Source organism: Paenibacillus sp. 01T47, assembly GCF_056398245.1.
In genome coordinates this window covers 167,625-188,868 of record NZ_JBFTPA010000007.1, presented here as the reverse complement: position 1 = coordinate 188,868, position 21,244 = coordinate 167,625, and the positions used below count along the sequence as shown (strand labels likewise).

At 45.1% G+C, this 21,244-nt stretch carries 14 protein-coding genes; 5 read left to right on the top strand and 9 right to left on the bottom strand.

From position 1 onward, the window contains the following. Positions 1-18: 18 nt before the first annotated feature. Positions 19-762 carry an SDR family NAD(P)-dependent oxidoreductase gene (locus tag AC1DOV_RS16630; RefSeq protein ID WP_441964029.1) on the bottom strand — a complete coding sequence of 248 codons (744 nt, stop codon included), beginning with the start codon at positions 760-762 and terminating at the stop codon, positions 19-21. A 198-nt stretch (positions 763-960) separates the two neighbouring features. Here AC1DOV_RS16630 and AC1DOV_RS16625 point away from each other — a divergent pair, with 198 nt between their 5' ends. Continuing rightward, positions 961-1,881, top strand: a complete 921-nt coding sequence (locus tag AC1DOV_RS16625) for a LysR family transcriptional regulator (RefSeq protein WP_441878293.1) — start codon at positions 961-963, stop codon at positions 1,879-1,881. On the opposite strand, the gene AC1DOV_RS16620 is transcribed toward AC1DOV_RS16625, so the two are convergent. From AC1DOV_RS16620 to AC1DOV_RS16610, 3 genes are read right to left on the bottom strand one after another with little or no spacing between them, the layout of a single operon-like run. Next, a complete protein-coding gene (locus AC1DOV_RS16620; RefSeq protein ID WP_477550496.1) occupies positions 1,865-3,187 on the bottom strand; it encodes a D-arabinono-1,4-lactone oxidase in 1,323 nt (440 codons plus the stop codon). The genes AC1DOV_RS16625 and AC1DOV_RS16620 overlap by 17 nt on opposite strands. After that, entirely contained in the window at positions 3,175-4,605 is a 1,431-nt protein-coding gene (locus tag AC1DOV_RS16615) for an amino acid deaminase/aldolase (protein WP_477550495.1), read from the bottom strand. Before AC1DOV_RS16615 ends, AC1DOV_RS16620 begins: the two co-directional genes overlap by 13 nt. Further along, the gene (locus tag AC1DOV_RS16610) at positions 4,577-5,434 is read right to left on the bottom strand and encodes a class II fructose-bisphosphate aldolase (RefSeq protein WP_054025684.1); all 858 of its coding nucleotides are present in this window, start codon (positions 5,432-5,434) and stop codon (positions 4,577-4,579) included. Before AC1DOV_RS16610 ends, AC1DOV_RS16615 begins: the two co-directional genes overlap by 29 nt. 408 nt (positions 5,435-5,842) lie before the next feature. Here AC1DOV_RS16610 and AC1DOV_RS16605 point away from each other — a divergent pair, with 408 nt between their 5' ends. Both AC1DOV_RS16605 and AC1DOV_RS16600 read left to right on the top strand, forming a co-directional pair. Further along, on the top strand, positions 5,843-10,699 hold the full coding sequence (locus AC1DOV_RS16605) for an S-layer homology domain-containing protein (RefSeq protein WP_477550494.1): 4,857 nt from the start codon (positions 5,843-5,845) through the stop codon (positions 10,697-10,699). 390 nt (positions 10,700-11,089) lie between these two features. After that, entirely contained in the window at positions 11,090-12,136 is a 1,047-nt protein-coding gene (locus AC1DOV_RS16600; RefSeq protein WP_477550493.1) for a bifunctional transcriptional activator/DNA repair enzyme AdaA, read from the top strand. A gap of 108 nt (positions 12,137-12,244) precedes the next feature. Here AC1DOV_RS16600 and AC1DOV_RS16595 read toward each other — a convergent pair whose 3' ends face one another. Both AC1DOV_RS16595 and AC1DOV_RS16590 read right to left on the bottom strand, forming a co-directional pair. Further along, positions 12,245-12,544: a hypothetical protein gene (locus AC1DOV_RS16595; RefSeq protein ID WP_477550492.1), complete on the bottom strand. Its 300-nt coding sequence runs from the start codon at positions 12,542-12,544 to the stop codon at positions 12,245-12,247. A 103-nt stretch (positions 12,545-12,647) separates the two neighbouring features. Further along, positions 12,648-13,520 carry a helix-turn-helix transcriptional regulator gene (locus AC1DOV_RS16590; RefSeq protein WP_477550491.1) on the bottom strand — a complete coding sequence of 291 codons (873 nt, stop codon included), beginning with the start codon at positions 13,518-13,520 and terminating at the stop codon, positions 12,648-12,650. A 249-nt stretch (positions 13,521-13,769) separates the two neighbouring features. On the opposite strand from AC1DOV_RS16590, the gene AC1DOV_RS16585 reads away from it, so the two are divergent. After that, the gene (locus AC1DOV_RS16585; RefSeq protein WP_477550490.1) at positions 13,770-16,379 is read left to right on the top strand and encodes a CBM96 family carbohydrate-binding protein; all 2,610 of its coding nucleotides are present in this window, start codon (positions 13,770-13,772) and stop codon (positions 16,377-16,379) included. Between the two features lie 45 nt (positions 16,380-16,424). Beyond that, positions 16,425-18,227 carry a CBM96 family carbohydrate-binding protein gene (locus tag AC1DOV_RS16580; RefSeq protein ID WP_477550489.1) on the top strand — a complete coding sequence of 601 codons (1,803 nt, stop codon included), beginning with the start codon at positions 16,425-16,427 and terminating at the stop codon, positions 18,225-18,227. Positions 18,228-18,311: 84 nt separating this feature from the next. On the opposite strand, the gene AC1DOV_RS16575 is transcribed toward AC1DOV_RS16580, so the two are convergent. Genes AC1DOV_RS16575 through AC1DOV_RS16565 form a run of 3 tightly spaced genes read right to left on the bottom strand, consistent with a single transcriptional unit; the run spans position 18,312 to position 21,240 of the window. Then, positions 18,312-19,451, bottom strand: coding sequence for an efflux RND transporter periplasmic adaptor subunit (locus AC1DOV_RS16575; protein WP_477550488.1), 1,140 nt, complete (start codon positions 19,449-19,451; stop codon positions 18,312-18,314). Positions 19,452-19,472: 21 nt separating this feature from the next. Continuing rightward, on the bottom strand, positions 19,473-20,306 hold the full coding sequence (locus tag AC1DOV_RS16570; RefSeq protein WP_475449817.1) for a carbohydrate ABC transporter permease: 834 nt from the start codon (positions 20,304-20,306) through the stop codon (positions 19,473-19,475). A gap of 52 nt (positions 20,307-20,358) precedes the next feature. After that, complete coding sequence (locus AC1DOV_RS16565) at positions 20,359-21,240, bottom strand: carbohydrate ABC transporter permease (protein WP_477550487.1); 882 nt, start codon at positions 21,238-21,240, stop codon at positions 20,359-20,361. Positions 21,241-21,244 lie beyond the last annotated feature (4 nt).

Here is a 21,244-nt window from a genome sequence, read left to right as displayed (position 1 = left end):
CATTTACTGAAATGCAAATTAGACCGCGGTGTAGCCGCCATCAACAAGCAGGCTGGCACCTGTTATAAAAGAAGCATCATCGCTGGCAAGGAACAACACGGCTTTACCGACTTCTTCAGGTTTGCCAAGGCGTTTCATCGGATGCAAATCGATAAGATGCTGCGTAATCGCTTCATTCCGCCCTGCGATGAGCGGTGTATCAATGTATCCTGGGCATATTGCATTGACTCGAATGCCTTTAGTTGCATAGTCCGCACTCAGCGACTGTGTCAAAAGCTTAACGCCGCCTTTCGCAGAAGCATACGCAGTAACATTTGCTTTGCCAACGTGGCTATGGATGGAGCCGCAATTTACGATGGAACCGCCTGTGCCTTGTGCAAGCATTTGCTTGATTGCATATTTATCACAGAGAAACACGCCTGTTAGATTGATATCAATGGTTCTATTCCAGGCATCTAAGCTTAATAGATCAGCAGGCCCGTCCTTAGCTATACCTGCGTTTGCAAACAGAACATCCAGCTTGCCATATTTGCTCACTGTCTGGGATACCATATGAATGACGTCGTCCTCGTTGGACACGTCCGTTTTTACAAACAAGGTATCAAAGCCTTCTGTATTCAACTGATCGGAAACGCCCTGCCCATGATCAGAAAAATCCGCAATGACCACTTTCGCCCCTTCTTCGGCAAATAAACGGACGGTTACTTCGCCAATACCGCTTGCACCGCCTGTAACAATAACAACTTTATCTTGGAATCTCACGTTATCAACACTCCTTCTTGTGATTCGAGCCCCTAAACGGTCTCGATTACGTTGTCCACAATCCGCCAATTTCACTCTTACTATATAAGTACGAGTATCTGTACCTTGATTTCATCTTATCATTGATATAAGTTAAGATAAATTTAAACAAATTGAATAATACTTAAGAAAAACTAAAATAAAGGAGATAGGTCATTCATGAATATCGAAAAGCTGGAGTATCTTGTTGAAGTTGTAAAAACGGGGTCAATCTCGGCTGCCGCTCAAAATCTTCATGTCACCGTATCGGCTATTAGCCAAGCGATTTCAAGTCTAGAATCGGAATGGGGGGTTGTTATCCTCAAGCGATCTCGGTCAGGAGCAGTACCAACAGCCGAAGGAATTGTCATTATAAAGAAGGTGTATGAAGTTCTTAACAAGTACAAAGAGCTAGTCGAGACCACGCAGGGCTATTCTAATTCTGTACAAGGCCATTTGCGATTCGCCACCATTCCCGGCCATGCTTTTCTGATTGAGAATGCCGTCATGGATTTTAAAAAGGATTATCCGCAAATACGAATGGAAATTTTCGAGAAGGGCTCTCAGGAAATTATTGACGACATTCTGCATAATCGAGCCGACTTGGGTTTTATTATTTTGTTTGAGAATCGCCTTGTTGAAAATATCGGACTGTCCATTGAACGCTTGATGAGTGTAAAGATGGTTGCTGCAGTAAGCACACAGTCTCCATTGGCGCTTAACAAAACGATTACGCCAGAGGAAATTATGCAGCAAACGATCGTCTTGTATAATGATGATTATGTGAAATGGTTTATGGATGACTTTCAAGCCAAATATGGCGCGGTGGATATTTTGTTTACGACAAACAACCCGAATTCGATTGGCAGGGCACTCCTAAATCATCATGCCGTAACCATCGGCCTTGATTACTCTTTTGTGAGTGATTTGTCCATTATTCGGGATCAATCGGTCATTTTGGAGCTTGATTTAACAGGCCAAGGCGCTGTTTATTTAGGTCTTATTCAGCCTGAAGGACATCACTCTACCCCGATCTCAAAGAGCTTTATTACCCGGCTTAAACATGATCTAGCGGATGTAAAAGCTAATTTTGAGTCGTAAACAACTCTCGCAAATAAGGGCTCATGAACAAATCATGAGGGTCCATTTGCTTTCTTATTTCGGCAAATTCCTGCCACATCGGATAACGCTTAATTAAATTGGCAGCCTTGAGCGTATGCATTTTACCCCAGTGGGGTCTGCCTTCATATCGAAGAAAGATTTGCTCCATCACTTCAAAATAACGTTTGTACGGCATGCCTTTATACATATGGACTGCTATATAGGCAGAATCGCGGCCATAAGCGGGACTAAGCCAGATTTCATCAGCCGCCACATACCGGCACTCAATAGGGAAATGAACATGGAATCGCTCACGTTCCATTGCCTCTTGCATTTCACGAATGACCGACGTCATGGCTTCTTTCGGCAAGCTGTATTCCATCTCATAAAAACGGACGGTTCTTTCTGTCGCAAATATGCGGTGGCTATAGTTCGCTTTCGTCGCAACGGGTACACTTGATGCACTTAACCTGCTTATGGCAGCACTTGCTGTGGGGATCATCTTGCAAAACCCTGATAGTAAGCCAAACAATGTGTTTTCAATTAGCTTTTCGTTTACATATTCAACCCATTTGTTCGTAGGTATGGGCGCATCTGTCTCATTCATCAGTTTGACCTGGCAAGTCTCCGCATAGGGAAACCAAAAAAACTCAAAATGCCGGTTATCCTCTACAAGATTCGGCAATTGCGTCAAGCAGTCCGTCAAAGCCATACGTTTGCTCTCATAGGAAAGTAGATAAGAGCTCCTTAATTGAAGCTTAACCTGAACAATAATGCCTAATGTGCCTAATGAAACCTGTAATGCTCGAAATACAGCCGGATGTGACTGCAGCGTATATTCCATCACTTCTCCTAAGCCGTTCACGACCGTTATGCCAATCACCTGTGTAGCTATACTTCCTAAGCGGAGCCCTGATCCGTGAGTTCCTGTACTAATCGCACCTGCAATCGACTGAACATCTATATCGCCTAGATTTTCCTGCGCCAGCCCTTCTTCATGCAACAGCTCGCCTAACCGCTTCAGCTTCGTTCCTGCCCAGACGACAGCCGTCTGCTCATCAGCATTTACACTCACCACTCCTTGCAGCTCGTCGAGCGATACAAGCACCTGATTAGAAGCAGCAACCGCCGTAAAAGAGTGCGCTGACCCTACAACGCGCAAATATTTGCCACTCTTCAAACACTCATGACGAACGATTGCCACTACTTCATCTATCGTCTTCGGATGCCGAATAAGCTCAGGAGCGGCAGTGACTGACCCCGACCAATTTGTCCAGCTTTTCCGATTCGCTTTCATAGGAAACATTCCCCTTCTCCGCGGTAGGTTAAGTACTCGTCAACAATGCCTTCCCCCGTTATCGCATACAGCTTCGGAAACCGTTCACATAACTCCCCAGCCTTCGCATGCCGGAAAAAGATTGGATCTCCCAGCTCGAGAGCCAAACCGCTCGGACAACGAAGCGGCGTCTGCACCTCACCCGCGCCTTCTAACGAAATCAACGTTAAGCCTTCAGGCAAATGCGGCTGCGGCGCTTTTTCCGCGCTAACAGCGCCCGAAGCGGTGTAACCCCCGCCCAAGCAGGTTACCATATCTACTCTAGGCTTCCGCACGACTTCCACCGCATATCCAGCAGCAGGCAAATACTGAAAATCAGCATAATGATCGAACAGCGTAGGACAATAAAAACCAGAGCCTACGGTGATCTCCGTTACTCCCTGCTCCAATGTGGAGCTGCTTATACTCCCAGTACCTCCAGCATTTACAAAACGCAGTTCCCCGCCTAACGCGTGAATACCTTGCAGCACTTCCTCACGCCTTTCAGCTACTTCTCGAATTGAACGCCGCTTCAGCTGGCGGATGAATGAATTTTTTAACCATTGTCCCGAGACTTGATCCCCTACCCCGGCAATTTGCGCCTCGTACCCCATTACACCATCCAGCCTTACCCATTTGGATTGCATTATCCTATCGACAATCGGCTTAGCCAGTGGCCATGAGGTTACCGGTGATCTCCATATGCCAAAATGCAGTCCGGGATAGTTTGCAGACATATCGATATCCAGACAAACGGCTGCCTGTACGCCAGTGACCGCTGCTAGCCGCTCGATATGCTCCACATGCTGAATGGAATCAACCATAAATACAACCGTTCGGCCACTAGCTGCAGCCTCTAACAGAATTGAAATTTCGCGCGGCTCCCACGCGGGATAACCAAGCAGCAAATCATCAAAACCACGCTTCAGCAGAAAAGCCGCCTCTCTTGCCGTATAACACATGACGCCTTGATATACTTTGTCTGATTGAAGAATACGTCGAAGAACCTCCACAGACCTTATTGATTTACTTGCGACACGAATTTTCTTGTCACCCGCCGCAGCCGCAATGGCTCTGCTATTCGCATCCAATAAATCAAGATTTACATAAGCAAAAGGCTTCGCTGTATGTGCAAAAATCCTTTTATATTGCTCATAGTGAGGGAGCTCGATAGGCCATTCTCCATTCTGTTTATGCATGTTTATTTTTACATTATATTCCTCGTTTCCGGTTGAAATCCTTTTTATTTGCTGGCGCTTAGCTTGGCGGGAACGTGAGCAGCCTTGCGTTTGCCGCAAATCAGATAACAAAAAAAAGAGCTGCCCTTCTCCCGCCAGCGGCGTTTGAAAGACAGCTCTTTTTGTATATTCGAAAATGATCTTACGCTTTGTTGGATGAACCAAACTCACGCATTTTGCCCATAACGGTTTGTTTGATTCCTTCGCGACCTGGAGCAAGGAATTTACGCGGATCGAAAGCTTCGGAATCTGCGCTCAACACTTCACGAACGATTTTTGTGAATGTGATTTGGTTTTCTGTATTTACGTTAATTTTCGCTGTTCCTAGCGAAATTGATCTTTTGATGTGCTCAGTTGGGATACCTGTGCCGCCATGCAATACTAGTGGCAATTTGATTGTTTGGCAAATTTCTTCCATTTCTTTGAAGCCTAGGTTTGGTTCACCTTTGTAAGGACCGTGAACGGAACCAAGCGCAGGAGCAAGGCAGTCAATACCAGTACGTTGTACTAGCTCGAAGCACTCCTTAGGATCTGCATAAATAACGCCTTCAGCAATTACATCGTCTTCTTGACCGCCAACTGTACCTAGCTCAGCTTCAACAGAAACGCCGCGCTCGTGCGCGTATGCAACAACCTCTTGAGTCGTTTTTACGTTTTCTTCAAATGGTGAGTGTGAAGCATCGATCATAACGGATGTAAATCCAGCATCGATCGCAGCTTTACATTTTTCAAAGCTGGAACCGTGATCCAAGTGGATCGCAACAGGAACCGTAATTTTCATTTCTTCAATTAGTGATTTCACGATTGCAGTTACAACTGTGAAACCTCCCATGTAACGAGCTGCGCCTTCAGAAACGCCAAGGATAACCGGGGATTGCTCTTCTTGAGCAGCGCCTAGAATGGCTTGTGTCCACTCCAAGTTGTTGATGTTGTATTGACCAACTGCATAACCTTCTTTTAACGCTTTGTTCAACATTTCTTTCATTGATACCAATGCCATATTAAAATCCTCCTTAGAGTTTAACTAACTATTTTTAATCATGTAAATGCCTGATTATATTGTGACAATTATCACTAATGCATAGTCAGGACCATTAACATTCTGAATACCCGATACTTCTTTATCAATCACCCAACTATTGTACATCTTTATCCTTTAATAAATCAACTTATTTTGCCCCTAAATAACGAACACTTCCCAGCTGCAATCGCTTACACATAGGTTTTTCATCATTTTTTTCTCGAAAATAATAAAGTGAAGCAATAAAGTAATTTTATTCATGATTTACAAGTACTGATCAACATATCAAGGGATGTTTAGAGTTTGTCCAGAATCGAATGGTATAATTAGGAATGTGCGAATTAGCATATTTTTACAAATTGATGACCACAACCAGGAGGAAAAATCATGCACGTTGATCATCTACACAAAGATTCATTTTTTAGAAGGATTTTATTAGTTGTTACTTCCTTTATTTTGGTACTCTCAGCGGCGCCGATAACGCCTGTGCTGGCGAGCTCCGAGCCGGACTCGCTGCCAATCTATGTCGGCTGGCAAAATTTTAATCATACCGGTCCTACTGCAGTTGTATCTAATGATGCGACCAGAGTGCTGAGCTTCCCGGCTATTCCGGGCCGAAATAACACCGCCACAACAGCGAACGGACGATTAAGAGTAGTGCCGGTTACGAATGATTCAAGCGGCATCGTCGTTCGTACAAATAAAATTAAGCTTGACGGCGGCTTTAGCACTTATTTTGTCATGCATTTAAATGGAAGCACTTCGTTAAATAATTTAAACTTTCCGGGACCCGCTGATGGTCTAACCTTTATTATTCAGGATAATCCGACTCCTGTTCTAGGCGGGGTAGGCGAAGGCGTAGGCTATGCCGGTATTCCAAACTCCGTAGGTGTAGAGTTCGATACGTGGAAAAACCTCGGACCTCATAAGGGAATTCAATACAATGATCCCAACACCCCTTTTAATCGCTTAAATCAATATCATCCGATAACGAATCCAACCGGCCCTACTGCCGATCATGTCGCTATTGTAATGAATGGCAACAACCATCATCAACAGGGCAGTGGCGACGTTATTGATAATTTGCAAGGAGCCAACTTCCGTTTGTACGATTACGCCGCAAGCGGTGCTTACGTTCATGTTTGGGTTGATTATGATGATAATGGACTTCTTACTACAACTTATGGTCTAAGTGATGATCGAACGAATGCGGATAACAGATCACTGACTCGTAATGTCGGCACATCCCTTATGAACAAAGAGGTATATGTAGGCTTTGGCGCGAGTACAGGGGGAGCCAACTCCCATCATGATATTCTGGCATGGTATTTCAAAAACTCCTACGTTGACGGAGGACTAAAACCCAACGGAAATTATAAGCAAGGACCAAGTGCAGTTACAATCAATAAAGTATTCTCCACAGGTGTTGGAACACAGACGGGTATTGATATCAAGGTCAACGGCATTAGCAAAAGCGATAACTTGCCTAATGAAAAGGTTGATATTTATGTTAACAATCAATTAGTAGATGGCGAGTATAGTACAAATAGTGAGGGCGTGCTTGTTTATACCTTTGATGATTCGAGTCATCTGCAGGCCGGTAATAACAATATTACTGTAATCACCAGCAACGGAGGCACATCTGCGAGCAGTTCAGCGATTATGACTGCGGCGCCTGTCGCAGATAACATTGTGTTGTCCTATACAGCTAATGGCATTGTGACGATCAATGGCGTTCCGAATGGAGTAGCTGTAACCCTATACGACGACAATCGTGAAGTCATTGCAACTTCGTCAATTGCAACGAACGGAACGGTTCGCTTGACATTGACCGACGATGGCAAGGATATACTAGCTGGCGCCAGCCAAATTGATATTTCATATGCAAAAAATGGTGAAGTAGCCAGCAACGTAACAGCAGTATCTCCTATTTTACGGAGCAGTGCGCCTGAAAAAGAGAAAATCACTACGAATGTACCCAAAAACACAGTAACCGTTAAAGACGTCTCACCGGGCTCGACTGTTAAAGTGTATGGTGACGATGACGAGCTCATCGGTACAGCAACTAACAACGGCAATGAAGAAACAGAAGTGGTAGTCACTATTGATCCGCCAACCAAGCTTCAAGAAGGTGACATCATTGAGGTTACAATTACAGAAGAAGACGGCAAGCCAGAAAGCGAACGAGTAACAAGCATAGCGAAGCTGGAGAGCGACCCGTTGGACGAGAAAAAAATCACAACAAACGCAACGAACAATACGGTAACGATTAAAGACGTACCGCCAGGTACAACCATCAACGTATATGACAAGAACGGCGAGGTTATTGGAACAGCTACTAACACTGGCACGGAAGCAGATATCGTAGTTGAAATTAAAGAACCGCATACGCTTGTGGCAGGAGACAACATTAAAGTTACAGTTACTGAGACAGGTAAGCTCGAAAGTGAGCCAGTGTCTAGCGAAGCGAAGCTTGACAGCGTGCTTGACACAAATAACGTTAAAACGAACGCAACAAATAATACCGTAACCGTCAAGGATGTACCGCCGGGTGCAACCATTCTAGTATACGACGAGAACGGTGATGTTATCGGTAAGGCTACAAATACAGGCACATCAAAAACAGCCGTTGTCGTTACTATTGAACCTACAACCGCGCTTGCTGAAGGCGATATTGTAAAAGTTACGATCACAGAAGACGGTCATCTGGAAAGTAAACCGATATCGAGCGAAGCAAAAACGGAAAGCGCGCCGCTTGAGAGTAACAATTTGGAAACAAACGCAACGAAAAACGCAGTAACCGTTAAAGATGTACCACCAGGTGCAACTATCAACGTATATGACAAGAACGGCGATGTTATTGGTACAGTTACAAACACGGATACGTCCATAGCTACCGTTGTAGTTAACATTGAAGCCCCGCATGTACTTGGTGAGGGAGACTTGGTTAAGGTTGCAATTGCAGAAGTTGGAAAGCTGGAAAGCCCATCCACTTCTAGCACAGCAAAAATAGATAGTGGCTCACCGGAAAGTTCAAAGGTTAAAGCAAGTGTATCGAATGGCAGCGTTAAGGTAGTAGAGGTGCCTGCTGGGGCGACCATTATTGTATACGACGAGAATGGTACAGAGTTGAAACGTGCGGTAAATGCCGGAGAAGAGACGGGAACCGTTGTCATCGGAGGACTTGACCTTGAGCCTGGAACCAAAATTCAAGTGACATTAACGGAAAAAGACAGATATGAAAGCAAGCCCTTGCTTATAACGGTCGAATTCACGACAGACGAAGCTATTGATGATGCACTGAGGGCCCTGCAAATCGGTTACCAAGCAAACGATACATGGGAGAGTGTTACGCTTCCTGTACTCATTGTAACAACAGGGGCAAATGAAACGATGATCGATTGGACTTCCAACAAGCCAAGTTCAATTGAAATTTCATTGCCTGAGAATGGATCAATCAAGACACTTGTTCATCGTCATGCAAAGGATGAGAGTGTTATACTCACCGCTTCCGTTTCTAAAAATGGTGTAACGAAAACCCGCACATTCCTGTTAATTGTCAAAGCCGAGAACCTAACAAAGACAACAATCGAGAATTATCGACAAGTCCCTGTTGTTGGCGGCTCAGACAACGAGGTGAGTGAGCCGGTTGGCATTAATCGTGTTATGTTATCAAATGGAGTAAAAATTGACAAAGCCATTTTTGATCCGGCAGCAGCAGCAAGGTTTATTAATGATCTTAGAACAAAAAACGGAGTATCAACTGTATTTGTTGATGAGGTTGCAGGAGACGAACCAGGTGAGATTGCTGTCGAAATTCCTGGACAATCTATAAGACTGTTAAACACCAACCAAAATACGTTGGATATACGTACAGAATATGCAACTATATCCATTGCTGCAAATGTTATTGACCGCATGGCAGATCGTTATCTTGACTTGTTTTTCCGCTTAATTCCTGTAAAAGATGCTGGTCATCAAGCGGAATTAAATACCAGCATTGTGAATGAGACAGTTGTCAGAGCAGCAGCTGGAAGCCGAAATGTTGCAGTGATCGGCTCCTCCTTGGAAATTGAAACAAACTATCGCGATTACACAACAACACTGTTCTTACCATTTGCAAAGAACGGAATCACCGTGCCTGCAAGCAACTACGACAGCTTTTTAGATTCGCTGCGAGTTTTTGTAGAGCATAGCGATGGAGAAAAAGTGGTAATGAAACCTGCCGTTGTGTACAGCGGTGATACTCCAATTGGACTAGAGATTGAAATTGACAAGTTTAGCATTTTCTCCGTTATTCAGTTAACAGAACGGTCGACAGGTGGAAGCACCGCCATACCCGCTCAGCCTGTGACGGAGCAAGTGAAGAAGACCACCATCGATCCAAAAGCGGGAACCATTGTTCTTGATCTAGTTGATGGCAGCGGTAAGGTGGACACATCAGGCTTTATAGTAAAAATTAGTGGCAAGGCAGTGGATATAAAAGACGTTAGAATGGATGGCAATCAAGTTATTATTCAGCTGAAGAATCCTATTCCCGTTGGTTATGAAGCAACCGTATCTTATAAGCCGGGCAGCGGCTTCACAGGCACTTTGAAGTCTTTCACTGACCTGAACATTGCAAACCCTGGCCATCATAATGCTTATATTAAAGGCTTCCCTGATGGCACATTCCGCCCGAATAACACGATCACGAGAGCGGAGATGTCGGCTCTACTAGCACGCAACAAAAATTTACCAAATGTTTATGAATACCAAGAGCTCTATCCGGATGTTGCAAAAGGCTTCTGGGCCGCAGCTAACATCGAGCAGCTACAAGATATTGGATTAATGATTGGCGATAAGCAGGGCAATTTCCGGCCAAATGACCGCATAACGAGAGCCGAAATGGCAATGATTGCGGCCAAATGGTTAAATGTTGATCTTAACGGACCATTCACGAACACATTTGAGGACGTATCTGATCAGCACTGGGCTGCAGCAGCTATTGCCGCTGTAAACAAAGCGGGGGTTATGATCGGTTTTGAAGACGGCTCGTTCGGTCTGAAGGAATATGTAACACGTGCGCAAGCAGTTACCATTATGAACCGTTTGCTAGGAAGAGGACCGCTTACAGGCGTAACAACACCATCATGGCCGGATGCGACTTCTGCTCACTGGGCATTCGAGCATATTGAAGAAGCTTCCAAAGATCACTATTATACGTACCTTTCGGATGGTAAAGAGCTATTATTTAAGCAATAGCACCATCCTGTCGCTATTGAAGTAGATTCAAGCTCGACAATTCATTCATACTCAAAAGCCAAGAAAATGCTGGGTTGTAACTAGCATATTTCTTGGCTTTTCTCTTACTAGGCAATCAACATGAAGGACTGTAAAGCCGTGTCAAAGTCATGATAAGCGTCATCCGTTGTTGGATTGCATTCTGGTAATCAGATTACGAACTTCATCTGAATACAAGTAAAACAGCCCGGCAAGCGTTCGCAAATCTCCGGTTTGGCGTCGCTCTTGCAGGTGCGCATAATGATCAGGTTTCATACAAGCGAATCAAAAAATAAATGCCTGATTTTCGGCTACGTTATAATTTTGAAGGCTCTATAATAAGAGCATAATCTAAGATTAGGGCGTGCAAACATGGTACCTGCAGAGCGTAACGAAGAATACTACAGGGCGTTATTAGAGAAAAGAACGGAATATGAAGGCGTATTTTATGTAGGCGTCAAAACGACTGGCGTGTTCTGCCGTCCAACCTGCCCGGCACGAAAGCCTAAATTTGAAAACTGCGAATTTTATGAGACGGCACAACAAGCACTGCTTGCCTCCTATCGGCCATGCCAAAGATGCCGTCCGCTTTCCCACCCGAACCATGTATCGGAGGTTGTTCGCCAGCTTGTTGCTGCCGTTGAGGAAAATCCTGAAAAACGATGGAAAGAACAAGATTTCAAAAACCTTTCGGTTGATGAATCAACGGCGCGGCGTCAGTTCAAAAAGCGATTTGGCATGACGTTTGTTGAATATGCTCGTGCCCGCCGCATGGGACTTGCCTTAAAGAATATTAGATCGGGTCAAAAGATCATTGATACTCAGCTATCTGCCGGTTATGAATCCAGCAGCGGTTTCAGAGATGCTTTCTCGCGAATTATGGGGGCCGCGCCTACATTAGTAGAGAATAGCAGGGTTCTGAAAGCTTCTTGGATCGATACACGGCTAGGGCCGATGATTGCAATTGGAGATGAGAGCGCACTTTATCTTCTTGAATTTGTTGATCGGCGAGGGCTGGAGCGCGAAGTAGAAAGGCTTCGTCAACGGACAAAATCCGCCATCATTCCAGGTGTCACGGAACCAATCCAATCGATTGAAAGTGAATTGACCCGCTATTTTGACGGAAAACTGACCGAATTCAAAACCCCCGTCTCATTGCTTGGATCACCTTTTCAGAAGAGCGTATGGGAGCAATTAATGAAAATTCCGCCGGGCGAAACGCGTTCCTATTCAGACATCGCCGCTGCACTCGGTAAACCATCCGCCTATCGTGCTGTCGCTCAGGCCAATGGCGCAAATCAGCTTGCGATTATGATTCCTTGCCATCGAGTCATCAACTCAAATGGTGATTTAGGCGGCTATGGCGGTGGATTAACACGTAAAAACTGGCTATTACATCACGAGAAACAAGGAGAATAATATGACGTTGGAAGAAGTGCGCTGTCCGTGCATAACCAACCGTACTTTTAAAATGAAAGACCGATCCCAGCGTTCTACACGAAGCTGAGATCGGTCTTTCATGACGGATTATCCTATAAGCTTATCCTTTTCTACAACCGTTACTTCAAGACCGCCAAACTTTGTCGCTAGCTTACTATAGATAAAGGCACTTAACATCCCAATCAAGCCGTAAACAAAAATAAGTATAACGGGCATAATAATATAAGGAATTCCTGCTGCCAGTAAGCCTGGCTTGCCAATAGCGAGTCCAATAATTGCGACTAAAAAGCCTAAAGCAACCATAATCGATAATGGAATAATAGCAAAATATAATGTCGCTTTAAAAGCACTCTTCGGCCCTATTTTTATAATTTCTATTTTTTTCATAATACTTCCCCCTCCTTTTAATTTTATTTTTGATATATTTCCCACAATAACATAATGTTACATTATTTTCTTTTTATTTTTTATTAAATTCTTGCAAATTTTCTTAAAGCTGCCCCTCACCAAATACCTCAGCCCGATACTTCTTAGGCGTTACGCCTAAAGCTCCTTTAAACACCCTGCAAAAATAAGAGGAGTTTTGAAATCCAACCTCACTTGCTATTTCACTAACACTTTTCGATGTCGTCTCCAGTAGGTGACATGCCTCTCTTAATCGCCTAGAACAAATGAACTTCGTTAGGCTGCTCCCTGTTTTTTCACTGAAAGTGTGGGACAAATAGAAGGTAGACAGATGAAGCTCGTCCGACAGGCTCTCCAGCATAAACTTATCTCTAAAGTTTGCATCCACCCAGTTGATAATCAGCTTGATCGTCAACGAGGTTTTTGGCTCAGGTGCTGGGGTCTTTATCGGCGCCAACTGCTTTTCGAAGTGACGGAGCTGCTGTAGAAAGGAAATAACGAATAATAGATATTCCTCATGCCATTTGGAGGGAGGGACATTTTTTAACCTTATATTGAGCATCTCATAGAGGTTTATAAAATCATTTTGGGCTGGTGGCATATATAGAACAGGATGAGTTAGCGTGGACTTCCATAGAACAGAAAAAAACTTGTGAAGCGATGGAAAGATCGCGAGTGCCGAAGACACAGGAAAAGGATCAAACATAAACACAGTCCGTACAAAACGCTCGCCCACCTCCAGCCGGTGCAGCTGGAAAGGCTGGAAAAGCAGCAGCGTACCCGGTTTAATTGGAAATTGGCAACCATGGATGTGGGCGATGCCTTCGCCTTCATACACATATAGGAATTCCATGCTTTGGTGAGCGTGGAACACCTCCCAGCTGCGCTGATTGCTTGTCTTAAAATAGTTAAGATGGAAAGGCTCCTTGTTCAAATTCACGTTCGTGCTAAGCTTCATACGATCCCTCCTGCATCATGAAATCTATAATGAAAGCGCTTCTAATAATTGTAGCAAAAGACAGCAACAAAATATCATTTTCTAGCAATGAAATGAAAATTGTAGCGCTTACATTTTGTTATGCTGGAAGTATGTCAGACATTTAAAGGAAGTCCTCATTCTTTTCATAAAAGGTGGTGAAGCCCTGCCCTGCATGCATGCAGCTTCAAGAGACCGAATGTAAAACGATCAATTAAAGGAGGAATGAGGATGTTTCATTTAAATTCAGCTGTAAAAGATTTAAAAACCAAACATTTTTGTACGGCTATACTCTCTTCGGTCATCATTTTCTCATCTCTTGGCCTTTCTTCCGTTGAAGCTGCTGTTGATCCCTCTTTGCCAAACTGGACTACCGCAGGCTACAAAGGCGGGCAAGCGCTGCCAACGGGCGGTACAATTATTGATCTAACCACAAAGGGCATTTTGGCTAACGACGGTGTTGATGATTCGAATGCACTCCAGCAGGTCATTAACGATATTCGTAGCGGTACACTGAAAGTAAATGGTCAAGCAGTTAGTGATTCCAATCGGGCAATTCTAAAATTCCCGGCCGGACAAATCGATCTAAATAAACAGGTTCGTGTGGATGCGAGCTACGTTACGATTCGGGGTGCAGGCAATAACGCTGCGACTGGAACAAAGATTGTTTTCAAGCCGTCAGCTACTTACTCCGAAGACCCCGCAAACCCTGGAGCCCCGTTAATTGACGGGAAGCTGTGGCCTGGTTACGCTGCATTTCGAGTCGAAGACCGCACCAAGCACGCTAACGATTCTACTTATGAAGGAAGCATTAATTTTCACTGGCTGAGCGGAGAACGAGTCGCTTCCAGCGGTGGCGGTACCAAAGGCAGTACACAAATAAAGGTCGCTTCCGGCAAAGGCAGCTCGTTTCAGGCAGGCAACACCGTATATGTGGGAGCTGCGAACACGGTCGCCTTTTATGATCAAATGCAAGGTCCCGAGCAGTATCGCTACAACGGCCATATGCGGACACAAATGTTTACGGTAGCCAGCGTCAGCGGGGATACGCTAACGCTCGATAAGCCGCTTGAATTTGATGTTCCATTCAGCAACGGCGGGCTGCTGCCTGCAGATCCTGGCGGTTCGAACGCGACCTATTACAGTAAAGTAATGAAAGTAACGACGGTAAAAGGCGTTGGATTCGAAGATTTCTACTTTACGCAAGACATTTCCTATACACCTTATGCCTCAACGATAAATGCCGACGATTATGATGCAGCATCAAATCCCGGTGGAGTCGGACTGAAGTACAAAAATGGGGCATTGGAGTATGCCCTGCACGGCATTTTGTTCAAATGGGCGCAAGACGGCTGGGTAAAGGGCATTCAGACTTATATGACAGGCTCTCATCCGATCGTAACCGAATTCGCCAAAAATATGGAGATTCGCAACAATATTATTTTCGGCTCATGGAACAAAGGCAAAGGCGGTCACGGCTACGTTCGGGGCTCCAAGCTGAATGACAGCAAAATAATCGGAAACAAAATCGACCGTGTGCGCCATCTCACGCTTCAATGGTCAGCAACAGGCAATGTTGTTCAAAATAATACACTCACAACAGATATGAACTTGCATGGCGGCTGGGAACGCAGAAATCTGATTGAACAAAATACGATTAATATCCCTTTTGAACACAGCTCATGGGGTGAAGGAGAAGGCGGTCAGGATGTGCTTGAGGGCACTTGGTACCCGATTTGGTATGGTGCTGGCCCGCACGCTACAAAGTGGTCCGGATCGACAGGTGAACAAAACGTCTTTTTCAACAACACGATGGCGAAACAAGAGACAAAAGGCGGCCCTTATGTCAGCTACGCGCCTTACAACCAACTCAATAAAATCTATCAGCTTGGATGGGATGGCACGGCTTGGGCTCATTTACAAAAACCAACAGGCACGTTCATCAGCACATGGGGCGGCAACGAAAAAGTAGATTTCACCTCTTCTTCCAATAAAGGCGTATATGCATGCTTGTCATTCACGGGTGCATCCTTGCTTGGCAGCGGCACAGCGACCAATACGTGCACAAGCCCAGAAACCCCAGATACGCAGGCGCCAACCGTGCCGACGGGCTTAACTGCAGCTGCGGTATCAAGCTCACAAATTAATTTAAGCTGGACGGCAGCCTCAGACAACGTAGGCGTCACCGGATATGATGTATACCGCAACGGTTCACTAATTGGCAGTGCAACCGGCACTTCGTATAGCAATACGGGACTCCTAGCGAGTACAGCTTACAGCTTTGCCGTAAGAGCGAAAGACGCGGCTGGAAATACATCTGCTTCGAGCAATATAGCAAGCGCAACAACACAAGCTGGCGGTGGCGGCGGTACCAGCATTACGCTAAGCCCGTCAGATGACTCCTATGTACATGAAAGCAATGGAGCAAAAAACTACGGTGACACCGCATCCATGTATGTGAAGACGGACACCTCGCAAACTCGTTATTCCCTTCTTAAATTCAGCCTCGGCTCTATAACCGGAACAGTAACGAATGCCAAGCTTCGTGTTTATGGAAGCGCATCTGCCTCGACTACTTTAACGGCATCACAGACAACGGATTCTTGGACGGAAGCCGCAGTGACTTGGGCTAATAAACCTCCAATAGGCACAGCTGTTGGTTCTGTAGTGATGAATACAACCGCTGCGTATTACGAGATTGATGTAACGGCCTACGTGCTGGCTCAAGCAGCCGGGGATGCTATTGTTTCTTTTGTACTCAGTGAATCTGCTGGGAAGTATACCACGCTCAACACCAGCGAGAACTCGTCAAATAAGCCAGAGCTCATTGTTACGAATTAATTTGTTCATCCGCAAAAACAGGTTTATTTTGAAGGAGATGAAGACGTGACTAAGTCTTTTAAGTCCATTGGTCTGTTGATTAGTATTTTTATGATGATATCGATGCTGAATGTTGGCGTCGTGTTTGGTGCCACCTCTACACTCAGTCCTACTGATGACTCTTATGTTTATGCAAGCAATGCAGCTACAAATTATGGTTCTGCTACTTCCATGTTCGTTAAGAATACTAGTGGATCAGAGCGGCTCACGTTTCTGAAATTTAGTTTAAATGGCCTTTCTGGCATTACAAGCGCTAAGCTTCGGGTCTATGCGAAAGCATCATCAACCTCTACCTTAACCGCTTCTCAAACGACAGACAGCTGGACACAAGCAGCACTAACATGGAATACCAAACCTGCGACCGGCAGCCTTATCAATAGTGCAGCTCTAACAACCAGCTTTCATTATGTAGAAATCGATGTAACTGCCTACGTGCAAGGGCAAGCGAGCGGCGATGGTGCTGCTTCCTTTGTATTATCAGAAACGGCTGGAAAATATACAGAAATAAATAGTAAGGAGAATACCTCCAATAAACCAGAGCTTGTTGTCGTCTCCAGCACCGGTGGAGGGGGAGGAGATACAATCGCACCGACTGCACCAACTGGTTTGGGCGCCTCCGTTGCTTCGAGCAGTCAAATTAACTTGAGCTGGAACGCTTCCTCGGATAATGTGGGCGTGATTGGTTATGACATCTACCGCGGCGGCAGCTTTCTCAAATCGGTAGCAGCAACCACAGCCAGTGATACTGGCTTGTCCGGATCGACAACCTACAGCTATTACGTAAAAGCAAAAGATGCGGCAGGCAATCAATCGGTTTCGAGCAATACCGTCAGCGCAACTACACAGTCCGGCGGGATAGCAGCTTGTTCCGGCGCATTAACCTCCGCAGCTGCCATTCAAGCTGCGATGATCAATGCGAGCGCTGGTACAATAATCACGATTGCGCCAGGAGCCTACTCAGGTATTCGAGCTGCAAGCGGTGATCCTAGATTGGATGCTAACGGCGTTCCAACTGGTGTTTTCTATTCGGGCGCCAGCGGCACTTCCGGCAGCCGCATCGTTTTGAAGGGTTGTGACCCAGCTAATCCCCCTATATTGCAAGGACCCGCCACCAATGATGGTTCTTACGGCATTCATCTAACAGGCGACTATTGGGAAATTCGCGATATTAAAGTAACAAGAGCACAAAAGGGGATTATGATCGACAATGGGAATTACAACTTTATCTACAAGGCCGAAATATACAATGTGGGCGACGAAGGCGTTCATTTCAGGGACGGCAGCTCCTACAATACACTGGATAACGCCAACATTTATGAGACCGGAAAATATCAAGCGGGATACGGTGAAGGCGCTTATGTAGGATCAGATGAAGGTGCTGCTTACGAGCATACGGTCATTGGCAATACTATAAGATACACCACTTTCGGCCCTGGAATAACAGCTGAGCATATCGATATTAAAGAGGGTGCTGATGGAACTCTCGTGGAATATTGCACATTTAACGGAACTGGAATTTCCGGAGCAAACTCAGCGGACAGCTTTATTGACGTGAAGGGGGTTAATTCCAAGATTTACAACAATACTGGCAGCCGCAATGGCAACAGCAGCGTAGTCGATGCGTTCCAGAATCGCACCCACGGCTCAAGCTATCCAACTGGCACCAATAATGATTTCAAAAACAATAATGTCCACTTGGACGGGGTCGGGTACATCGTAAACGCAGTAGGCGGTTCAGCTAAAGTAAAGGACAACACAAGATCCGACGGCTCTTCTAATCTGTATAAAGGAAAGTTCACCCTTTACTAAATTATTTGATATGAGAAACAGCAGCCCCTATTTGTTAAGGGCTGCTGTTTTAAGTGAAATGCTTCCTATTTAGTCGTCCCCTACCTAGTGAACGCGAACCTTGTCACCATCCTGAAGCGGATCTCTGCTCTCGAATACAATGGACTGCTGCTCGAACAGCCCATCCGTAACGGCAGATTGTGTATCATTTGAATCAACGACTGTAATGTACGCTTTGCGAACGTAAAAGGCGTTGCCTAATGGTCCACTCCTCTCCTCCATGGCAAACACATATTTTTTGTCACCCTCATCGTGAATCGCTTTATTCGGTACCAGAATGACATCATCTGTCTTCTGAGTCAGCATAACCTCGGCACGCTCTCCTCCCTGCAATTGATTATCCTTTATCGCAACAAGCAATTTCTTCATTGCCGTATGTGAGGCTGTGCTCCCGCCTTCACCTGCTGGGCTAAGAGCATCAGTGTCTTGAATTTCCACTAGGCTGCCCTCGATTTGTCTAGCCTGAGTGCCGCTCAATTGAACATCGAGCTTCGCTCCTTTTTCCAGAGGAGCCGCTGCAGCCTCGGGAACTAGTAATTCAAATTCAAAGCCAAGGCTCGTATTGGCAATCATAACAGCAGGTCCTCCTTCGGATGAAGCCAAACCCTCGACCGCGCCAACCTTGGTTACAATCCCGTCAAAAGGCGCAACCAATGTGCTCGTTTCTGCCAAATTCTCCTGCAGCTTCTGAATTCTCCGCTGCTGCATATCCCTATCTATCTCGTTTACCTTCAGCGCATGTTTGGCGCTTTCGACGCTCTTCTCATCTCCGCTTTGGGAGGCTTCGACATAGCTTTGCTCCAGCTCTTTATTGAGGAGCTGCAGCTTACTAAGAGCGGCCTGCTCGTCTAGTATTTGATTTTTTGCAGCCTTCTGATCATAAACAATCAATACCAGCCCTTTCTTAACAGGCTCCCCTTCCTTAACATTCACTTTGTTTACCCTCATACCGGGCTCACCCGACAAAGCCGTTTGCACCCGCCATTTCACAATACCGCTGCCTTGAAAGGTATGATTAAGTTCACCACGGTTTGGCGTGACTAACACGACCTTGGGTAAGGTTAAGGACATTAGCGTATTGCTAAACAGCGTAAATCCGATTAACAGCCCTATAAACAAGCCAAACAGAAGGCGAATTTTTCTTTTGCGTCCAGGCACTGCTTGGCCAGCTAGTTGTAATTCCATTAAAATCCCTCCGTGAATGGGCTAACCTTTAATTCCCGATAGCTGAACACCCTCTACAAAGTAAGACTCTGCATATAAAAATAACAGCACCATCGGAGTCATATACAGAACGGAGGCAGCAAAAGCAACGCCCCTTGCACCCTCGCTAATACGCGATAAATAGAGTGACAACGGCTGCTTGAATGTGTCCTCAAGAAATATAAGCGGCTGCTCAACCATGTTCCAATTATCAACAAATAACAAAACAATTAAAGCGGCGATTCCCGGCTTGACGAGCGGTACAATAATTTGATAAAAAATGGTTGCATGCCCTGCCCCATCTATTTTGGCTGCTTCAACGTACGTATACGGAATATGCATCATGAACTGCCTAAGCATAAACACGCCAAAAGCGCTGAATATCCCCGGCAGTATAATGGCGGAAGTTGTATTCATTAGCCCCAGCTTATCCGCAATGATATAATTGGGCACTAACGTCACTTGAAATGGCATAAGCATGGTCATCAAATATACGACAAACAGCTTATCCCGCCCCCAAAACCGCAGCTTGGCAAATGCATAAGCGGCTAGAGATGCGATCATCACTTGCAGAACAATAATGGGTACAACAATAAACACGGAATTCCAAAACATATGGAGAAACATCGGTTTATGAACCAATACTTCAGCATATTGACCGAATGATACCCAATCTGGGATCAGCTTTAAATTGATGTATCCGTCTTTTTCCCCTGCCGCAATATTAACCATCTTGCCAATGAGATTGTAGTTATAATCAATTTCGGTCTCTGTCATGAATGAGTTGGAAAATGTAACAACAATGGGGAATAGCATTGCCGCAGCAAGCCCCCCCATAATAACTGACAACACAAGCTTTTTAAATAATGGCAATCCTTTCACCACCCTTTCACCCATCCATGGAATTCCGAAAACGCCGTTCGATGGAAAGCATGACCATTACAAAAGCAAGAATACAGCCTACCATTAGAACTGCAGCGGCTGTCAGCTTCTGTACATCAAGGGATAAAAACATATTATTCATGTAATGCTGCAGCATATAGATGCGGTCATGAGGATAGTTGCCTGCGATCAGATACGTTTCACGAAACACTTTAAACGAATTAATAATGGATATAAGAACGACAAAAAACATGGTCGGCGTCAAATAAACGAGCGTAATATGAATCCATTTATGAAAAATGCCCGCACCCTCAATATCCGCCGTCTCATAATAGTCTTTAGGAATGCTTTGGAGCCCCGCCAAAAATAATATGATGTTATACCCGATGTTTTTCCACGTATATACGATGGCAAGCACACCGATTGACCATTCCGACTTCATCCAATCTATTCGCTCCAGATGCAAGCTCTGCATCCAAGCATTCAATGTCCCATTCCAGTCGAACATGATTTGCCATATCATCACAATAGATGCGACAGGCACGACTAGCGGCAGTACAAAGGCGGTCTGCAGCCAATTTCGAATAAACAGCTTTTGATTCAACAAATGCGCAAACAACAAAGACAAAGCGATAATGAGCGGTACACTAACGCCAGTAAACAGAAATGTATTGGCTGCCGCTTTCCGAAAGGATGCGCTGGCCTGCAAATCCTTGTAATTGTCCAAACCAACAAATGAGCCGTTAACGGTACTATCCTGAAAGGAATAAACAAATCCCATGGCAAACGGGACAAGATAAAATAAGGAAAAACCAATTAGGCTCGGTGCCAAAAAGCAGGCTGCCGCAGCACCATCCTTGCGCAGCAGCCTGATCAGAACACTTTTCATGCTT